Source organism: Streptomyces sp. NPDC028305 (genome assembly GCF_055569495.1).
This window is the reverse complement of the sequence record NZ_JBVHTN010000009.1, coordinates 507,253-514,182: the sequence shown is the minus strand read 5'-3', so window position 1 is coordinate 514,182 and position 6,930 is coordinate 507,253. Positions and strand designations below refer to the sequence as shown.

Genomic DNA, 6,930 nt, shown 5'->3' with positions numbered 1-6,930 from the left:
AGCACGGGATCTGGCCCGGTGTATGGCACAGCCCACCGCCTCGAAGCACAAACACCGTTCACCCGCCATACAAACCCCCAACACCTCCCGCACCGAGGCATGGCAGGAACTGGCGCAGGACGGCTGGCTCGACCTGCCCGACCCCCGGACAGCGCCGTTGCAGGTGCGGCTGCTGGATGACGCGGCGCTGAACCAGGCCCCGGGCCGCAGCGCCCGCCGACGCGCCGCCCACTGGGCCCTCAAGCCCGCCCCGCTCATCGTTGCCGCAGCGGCAAACCCCGCAGACCGCCTGACCGCCCTGGTCCTAGCCGTCCACACCACCGCGACCGGCCCCGCAGCCGACATGGCCGTCATTGCCCGTCTGTGCGGGCACTCCCCCCAGCAGACCGAAGTGCTGCTCGACCGGCTGGTCGCCGACCGCACCCTGGCGGCCTGGCACCATCAGCGCGACACCGACGAGGTGCACTGGCAGCCAGCTGTCCTGCACCGGCCCGCCTCCGGCTCCGGACTCGTCTGCGCACTGACGCCGCCAGGCTCGGCCCGCCTGCCCTGTGCCGTTCGGAAACTCGTCATTCCTGGTCAGGCGGCGTATCTGTACTCGTTGATCACGCCGCCGAGTATTCGGGTGCGTAGAATCCGGTGAGTGGACGGGCCGACCATGGGCGTCGGGTGCTCCTGGGCGAGGGGAGGGAGCTGTCCGCGAGCCTGGTGGGGGCGATGACCGTTGTAATGCTGGGCATAGGCATCGAGGACCTGCCGAGCGTGCGTCTCGTTCCAGATCAAGAGGTGGTCGAGGGCCTCGCGGCGCAGGGTGCCGATGACACGTTCGCAGTGCGCGTTCATCCGTGGGGACCGTGGCGCGGTCCTCATGACCTGGATGTCGTCGGCTTTGAAGACCGCGTCGAAGGACTCGGTGTACTTCGCGTCCCGGTCGCGGAGCAGGAAACGCAGCGAGTCCACCCGAACACCCAACTCGACGGCGAGGTTTCTTGCCTGCTGCACCGTCCAGGGTGCGGTGGGATGGGCGGTCACTCCCGCGATGTGCAGTCGGCGTGTGCCGTGTTCGAGGAACACCAGCGCGTACACCCGGCGCAGATCGACCAGGTCGATGTGGACGAAGTCGCAGGCGATGATGGACTCGGCTTGCGCGGTCAGGAAATGGCGCCATGTCGGATGGCTGCGGCGTGGGGCTGGATCGATGCCCGCCGCGGTGAGGATCTCCCAGATCGTCGTCGACCCGATCGGGTATCCGAGCCGGACCAGCTCGCCCTGAATTCGTCGACAGCCCCAACGTGGATTCTCCCTTGCGAGCCGCAGCACCAGAGCCTTCACGGCACCCGCCGTCGAAGGTCTCCCGGGCCTGCGTCGGCGCTTGCTGTAGTCCCACTTCCTGGCGATCAGCCTGCGGTGCCATGCCAACAGCGTCGCCGGCGTCACCGGGAACACCTGCGCCCACCGGCGCCGGGGGATCAGCGAGGACAGCGCTGCGGACCACAGCCGGTCCGCATGCTCGTAGCGCACCGGCCTCGTGAGCTGCCTGCGCAGCGCCGCGTTCTCGTGCCGCAGCACGAGCAATTCCGCGTTCTTGGCTGTGTCCCGGCGCAGCAGCACCGCCGGGACCGTGAGCAGCTTCCGAGTCACCTGGTATACGAGCGACACGATCACCCGAACAGGGTTCCAGCAGACTGTGATGCACGCCAGACCACCCGCGAGCAGGGGCGATGAGTTTCCGAACAGCACACCCACAGGCCGGGTTGGAGCGGGAAGGCTTCACAGTCACCAAGCCGCCGCGGACGTTCATCAGGCGCATCGGTGACGTCCGGCCAGCACAAACAAGAAATGGCCCTGCTCCTCATAGGCCACTACTCCTGCTGTGTGCCATTGGCCAGGCCGTGGCTGGTGCACCGCGCCAGCGCTCATGGTCGGATACGCGCGCCGCGCTGGCCCCGCTTCTGGAGAAATACGGGGATGTCCAAACGGAGCAAAGGCTGCCCTGTACCCGTTCAATGCGCTCGTCAATGATGCGCTGTGGGTTATCTCGCCGAGCGACGCTTCGGGGCTGGTACCGACAAGCGAAGGGCGCCGTCACACACTGGAATCACTGAATCGCACAAATCCGATGGCCGGATTGCCTCAGGCTGACGACCAGTTGTTGCAATCCCAGCCCGAAGAAGCTGCCGAAGCCGCAGCCGGGCTGCTTCTTCGGTACTTCTACCCGCTGCCAGCTGAACTCTTGGATGATCTCGGACTCCGTGAACTACTCACGGGCAGATGGGCCGATGCACTTACGCCGGGAGAGTGAATCAGCGCGCCCCGCCGCCTCGGACAGCGCCGCAGTCGTACAAGCCGACCGACGATGGACGCCATGACCAACCGGGCGATCTCCGGGCCATGAGCACACCGCAGCCGCCCGGCTGGGCGCACTGCGGGCACGGCGCTGACCCCGCGACCGACCCGGTTGGCTGCCTATGAAGCCCAACCGTGATCGACAAGTGCGGCCCGTGGCGTAGCCGCACGCTAAGAGTAGCTAATGAAGAGGAGGTCAGTTCATGTCGAAGCGAACGATTGGCTCTCTCGAAATCCACACTTTCCCCCTGTCTCCAAAGGACTTTAATCCTCTCTCCGCGCCGCAAGAGGAACTTGCGCATCACGGGTTTCCGAGGCGGCCAGATATCGTAGAGATGCCGGATGCGGCAGCCAAATGGGTCTCGGCGCTTCGCCGCTACCCGCGGCTTGAGCACATCACACCGGAGTTTACGCTCATGAAAGATCGCCCCGGGCCCAACGTGAACATCCAGCCGAACGTGCCCATCCAAAAGGGAACGGAGGGACACGTTGACTCCACCTCAGACGTTTGGTCAGGCTCGGTGCTGTATGTTAGTAAAGAGGATCGGTTCATTTGGATCGGGGGCGCTTGGACAGTTCCGCATGCATACCAGAGCCCGAGCTCACCGGGCACCCAATACTCCTCGGTATGGCTTGGAATCGACGGCGTCCGCGAATCGAGAGACGTCATGCAGGCCGGCACAGAGACTGACTCCGACGGCACCTGCTACGCATGGTTCGAGTGGTTCCCTGCCAACACTATCCAGATCAACAACTTTCCAGTCAGCCCAGGCGATGTGGTCCACTTGCTCCTCTGCGCTACCAAACCCACGACAGCTTCTGTGTTCATTATAAATCTTACCTCGATGACCTACACTAGCTTCTCTTCCTCCGCGCCGCCCGGTACCTTTCTAGTCGGCAATTCTGCCGAGGCAATCGTGGAGCGCAGTACGGTGGGTGGGGTGACCAGCCAACTGCCCCGGTACGGCGAGGTCTTCTTCGATGACGTTATTGCCGGGACAGTCAATGGGCTCACATATCCCATCGGCTTGGGCACCCCGGTGCTGATGCTGGCTGACGACCTTAAGACGGTAATTTCGACTCCCATCTTCGAAGGGGATACGGACGCGCTCAAGGTGTCTTACACGGGACCCTAACCTGTGCCGTTCAGAAACCCGTCGCGGCAGGTCAGGCCGTGTACCTGTACTCGTTGATCAGGCCGCCAAGGACACGAGTGCGGACTAGCCATCGCCTGGTGCCCAGGTCGGTCAACGGCGCGGTCCGGTCGTCGGCGAGGGGAGGTAGTCGCCCTCGGGGCTGATGCGGGCGATGCCCGTTGTAGTGCCCGGCATAGGTCTCGAGAACGCGTCGAGCGTGGGCCTCATTCCAGATCAGCACGTGGTCGAGGGCCTCACGCCGTAACGTCCCAATGACTCTCTCGCCAGTGTGCGTTCATCCGCGGGGTCCGTGGTGCGGTCTTCACGGTTTCGACGTCCTCGGCCGCGAAGACCGCGTCGAAGGACGCGCTGTATGTGCCGTCCCGGTCGCGGATCAAGACGCGCAGCGACTCGAAACGCACGCCCATTTCGACGACAAGGTTGCGAGCCTGCTGAACCGTCCACCGCGCGGTCGGGTGTGCGATCACCCCAGCGACGTGCAGGCGACGCGTGCCGTGCTCAAGGAAGACCAGCGCGTAGACCCGGCGCAGGTCCACCAAGTCGATATGGAGGAAGTCGCAGGCGGTGATGGAATCGGCCTGTGCTGTGAGGAACTCACGCCACGCCGGCCCGCCGCGGCGGGGAGCCGGGCCGATGCCGGACGCCGTCAGGATCTCCCAGACCGTCGAGGCGCCGACCTTGTACCCCAACCGCGTGAGCCCGCCCTGGATCCTGCGGCAGCCCCAGCGCGGATTCTCCCGAGCCAACCGCACCACCAGATCCCTTACCACATTCGCGGTAGGCGGCCGCCCAGGACTGCTCCGGCACTTGCTGTAGTCCCATCTGCGTGCAACAAGCCTTCGGTGCCATGCGAGCAGGGTCCCCGGAGTCACCGGGAAAACCGCGTCCAGCGCCACCGGGGTATCAGCGAGGACAGAACCGCGAACCAGAGCCGGTCCGCCTGCTCGAACCGCACCCGGCCCGCAAGCTGCCCGCGCCGCACCGCATTCTCATGACGGAGCACCAGCAGTTCAGCATCCTGGGCCGCCTGCCGACGCAGCAGCACCACCGGGACCGACAACAGCTTCCGCGTCACCTGACACCAGCGAGACGATCACCCCGGCGTGTTCCCAACATCCCCGGTCTCGCCAGCCCCCTATGAGCAGCAGCGACGCATTTCTGAACGGCACAGGCCAGCCACTCAACCCCTACTCCCTGGTTTGACAAACCACCAGTAACGAGTACAGGTACACCACCGACTGCCCGCTACCCGCCCCTACCGCAGAATCGTGAGGCGGGGAGAGAGGTTGGGTGGTCAGTCGTTCAGCAAGTCTCGGGCTACCTCGACGTCAGTGATCAAGATGTTGATCCATCCACCCCGTGCCGCGCCGCGGATAGCGGCGACCTTGTCCATGCCGCCTGCCACTCCGATGCGGCGTTCCACCGCATGCAACCGTTCAGGCTCGATGCCGATGAGACGGTCGTTGAAGGGCGCGTCCACGGGATTGCCGTCGGCATCGAAGTACCGGGCGCAGACGTCGCCCACCGCGCCGAGCTTCTCGAGCTGCTGCTGGTCTTGGGCGGTGATGGCATTGCCCGAGCGGCGCAGCAGCGGTGAGGGGGCGAGGCTGCCGATGCCCAGGAGAGCCAGTGTGAGGCGGGACCACGCCTGCATGACCTCGGCCATCGCCGGCTCCCGTGACAGCAGGTCCCGCAACTCACTGCTGCCTACTAGGGCGGCGGACGGAGCGAACACCGGCCGAGCGCCAGTGAGTTCCGCCAGACGACTGGTCAGGCGGGTGGCGTGCAGCTGTACTTCCGGGCTGCCGGAACCGCCGACGATCTGGACGACCTCGTGTGCCACGGACGACGTCTTGGCGCGCATGACCTTGACCGACTCCAACAGGGTCGCGCTCCAGGAGGAAACGCCGATGACGTCCCCTCCCTTGAGCGTCGCATCGAGGTATGTAGCGGTTGCCGCAGCGAGCGCGGGAATGACATCGATCCCCGCGCCTTCCACCTCGACCACCACGGCGTCTCGCAGGCCGAACCGCTCCACGAGCGCGTCTTCGAGTTCGGCATGCACGCCCTCTGGGGGAACCACCACGGTGCGTACGACACCGCGGTCGACAGCTTCCTTCAACAGGCGGGAGATGCGCGGTTGGGACATGTTGAGATGCGCCGCGATCTCCGGCTGGCGTACTCCGCGCTCGTGGTACATGCGGGCTACTTTCACCAGCATCCGCATGTGGTCGGAGCTGGGAGTGGACGACGCTGCCGCCACCATGCCTCCATCCTCGTTCCTCCTGGCGGCCAGGCTGATTGCCGGGCTGCGTGTCTACGCCGCGCAACACCCTATCGCCGAGGGTTTGTGCGTGCTGCTGACAAGTGGCACGCACAGTCCCGTGCCTCAGCGCTTGGCGAAGACGCCGTACTCGTCGGCGTTCTTCTTGGTGATCAGCTCGCAGTCGATGGCCTGCTTCTCGGGCTGTCCGGTCTTACCCGTCTTGACGAACTTGTCCGCCTGCTCTACGGCACGCTCGGCACCCAGGGCGGCGGGCTGGAGCGCGGTCGCTCGCATGGTGCCGGCCTTGATCTGGGTGATGGCGTCCGGGCTGCCGTCGAAGCCGACCACGGTGACACCGGTTCGCTTGGCGGACTTCAGTGCGGCCACCGCGCCCAGGGCCATGGTGTCGTTTCCGGCGATGATCCCGCGGATCTTCGGGTGCCGCTGCAGGATGGTCTCCATCTTGGTGAAGGCTTCTTGCTGGTCCCAATTGGCCGTCTGCTTGGCCACCTGCTTCAAATCCGGGTACTGCGAGATGACGTCGGCGAAACCCTTGGAACGCACGTCGGCGTTGGTATCGGATTCCTTGCCGGTGAGCTCCACGTACTGGCCCTTGCCGTCCATCGCTGTGACGAACTCCTGCGCAGCGATCTGCGCTCCCTGGGCATTGTTCGACACGATCTGGGCCTTCGCGATGCCGGTCTGGTTGATCTCCCGGTCGATCAGGAAGACGGGGATGCCGGCCTTGGTGGCCTTACGGACGGGGCCGATCGAAGCGTCGGCTCCGGCGTTGTCCAGGATGATCGCGGCGGCCTTGCGGGAGATGGCGGCGTCTATCAGTTCGCTCTGCTTGTTGGGGTCGTCGTCGTGCGAGGCGACCGAGGTCTTGTAGCCGAGGTTCTCGGCCTTCTTCTTGGCGGCGTCCCCTTCCGCCTTGAAGAACGGGTTGTCCGGGGAGGGCGTGATGATGGCGACCAGGTTGCTCTTTGAACCGCTCTTGCTGGACTTCGAGCCGTCCGTCGAGTCGTCGGAACTCCCGCACGCGGTCAGTAGGAGCAGTCCTGCTGTGATGGCTGCGGTGGTGGTGACGAGTTGGTGGCGGGTGCGGTGGAACATTCTGGTCTCCTCACAACGGCGTGCGGATATGCAAACGGACAACGA

At 65.1% G+C, this 6,930-nt stretch carries 9 protein-coding genes and 1 pseudogene; 4 read left to right on the top strand and 6 right to left on the bottom strand.

Annotated elements, in window-relative coordinates; all coding sequences use genetic code 11:
• Positions 1-643: pseudogene (locus ACZ4WQ_RS37515) on the top strand (hypothetical protein); the annotation flags it as partial.
• On the opposite strand, the gene ACZ4WQ_RS37510 reads toward ACZ4WQ_RS37515, so the two are convergent.
• Positions 580-1,665, bottom strand: coding sequence for an integrase core domain-containing protein (locus ACZ4WQ_RS37510; RefSeq protein ID WP_398375207.1), 1,086 nt, complete (start codon positions 1,663-1,665; stop codon positions 580-582). The pseudogene ACZ4WQ_RS37515 and the gene ACZ4WQ_RS37510 overlap by 64 nt on opposite strands.
• 56 nt (positions 1,666-1,721) lie before the next feature.
• Between ACZ4WQ_RS37510 and ACZ4WQ_RS37505 the strand changes: the two genes are divergently transcribed.
• The 3 genes from ACZ4WQ_RS37505 (at position 1,722) to ACZ4WQ_RS37495 (ending at position 3,482) form a co-directional block, all read left to right on the top strand.
• Positions 1,722-2,105 (top strand): phosphorothioated DNA-binding restriction endonuclease family protein, encoded by a 384-nt coding sequence (locus ACZ4WQ_RS37505; protein ID WP_468022746.1) that lies wholly within the window; start codon positions 1,722-1,724, stop codon positions 2,103-2,105.
• Positions 1,994-2,302 carry a phosphorothioated DNA-binding restriction endonuclease family protein gene (locus ACZ4WQ_RS37500; protein ID WP_468022753.1) on the top strand — a complete coding sequence of 103 codons (309 nt, stop codon included), beginning with the start codon at positions 1,994-1,996 and terminating at the stop codon, positions 2,300-2,302. Before ACZ4WQ_RS37505 ends, ACZ4WQ_RS37500 begins: the two co-directional genes overlap by 112 nt.
• 247 nt (positions 2,303-2,549) lie before the next feature.
• A complete protein-coding gene (locus ACZ4WQ_RS37495) occupies positions 2,550-3,482 on the top strand; it encodes a G1 family glutamic endopeptidase (RefSeq protein WP_398375205.1) in 933 nt (310 codons plus the stop codon).
• A 31-nt stretch (positions 3,483-3,513) separates the two neighbouring features.
• On the opposite strand, the gene ACZ4WQ_RS37490 is transcribed toward ACZ4WQ_RS37495, so the two are convergent.
• The 5 genes from ACZ4WQ_RS37490 to ACZ4WQ_RS37470 form a co-directional block, all read right to left on the bottom strand.
• On the bottom strand, positions 3,514-3,723 hold the full coding sequence (locus tag ACZ4WQ_RS37490; protein ID WP_398375204.1) for a hypothetical protein: 210 nt from the start codon (positions 3,721-3,723) through the stop codon (positions 3,514-3,516).
• A 13-nt stretch (positions 3,724-3,736) separates the two neighbouring features.
• A complete protein-coding gene (locus ACZ4WQ_RS37485; protein WP_468022752.1) occupies positions 3,737-4,375 on the bottom strand; it encodes a helix-turn-helix domain-containing protein in 639 nt (212 codons plus the stop codon).
• On the bottom strand, positions 4,372-4,578 hold the full coding sequence (locus ACZ4WQ_RS37480) for a hypothetical protein (RefSeq protein WP_398375203.1): 207 nt from the start codon (positions 4,576-4,578) through the stop codon (positions 4,372-4,374). The genes ACZ4WQ_RS37485 and ACZ4WQ_RS37480 overlap by 4 nt, the downstream gene beginning before the upstream one ends.
• A 219-nt stretch (positions 4,579-4,797) precedes the next feature.
• Positions 4,798-5,769, bottom strand: a complete 972-nt coding sequence (locus ACZ4WQ_RS37475; RefSeq protein ID WP_358842859.1) for a sugar-binding transcriptional regulator — start codon at positions 5,767-5,769, stop codon at positions 4,798-4,800.
• A 123-nt stretch (positions 5,770-5,892) separates the two neighbouring features.
• A complete protein-coding gene (locus tag ACZ4WQ_RS37470) occupies positions 5,893-6,885 on the bottom strand; it encodes a D-ribose ABC transporter substrate-binding protein (protein WP_361193463.1) in 993 nt (330 codons plus the stop codon).
• Positions 6,886-6,930: the final 45 nt, after the last annotated feature.

What these genes read in the sequence shown, in the direction of transcription:
- ACZ4WQ_RS37505 (WP_468022746.1), top strand. Translation starts at nt 1,722, where the DNA reads ATGAGTTTCCGAACAGCACACCCACAGGCCGGGTTGGAGCGGGAAGGC.
- ACZ4WQ_RS37495 (WP_398375205.1), top strand. Translation starts at nt 2,550, where the DNA reads ATGTCGAAGCGAACGATTGGCTCTCTCGAAATCCACACTTTCCCCCTG.
- ACZ4WQ_RS37475 (WP_358842859.1), bottom strand. Translation starts at nt 5,769, where the DNA reads ATGGTGGCGGCAGCGTCGTCCACTCCCAGCTCCGACCACATGCGGATG.
- ACZ4WQ_RS37470 (WP_361193463.1), bottom strand. Translation starts at nt 6,885, where the DNA reads ATGTTCCACCGCACCCGCCACCAACTCGTCACCACCACCGCAGCCATC.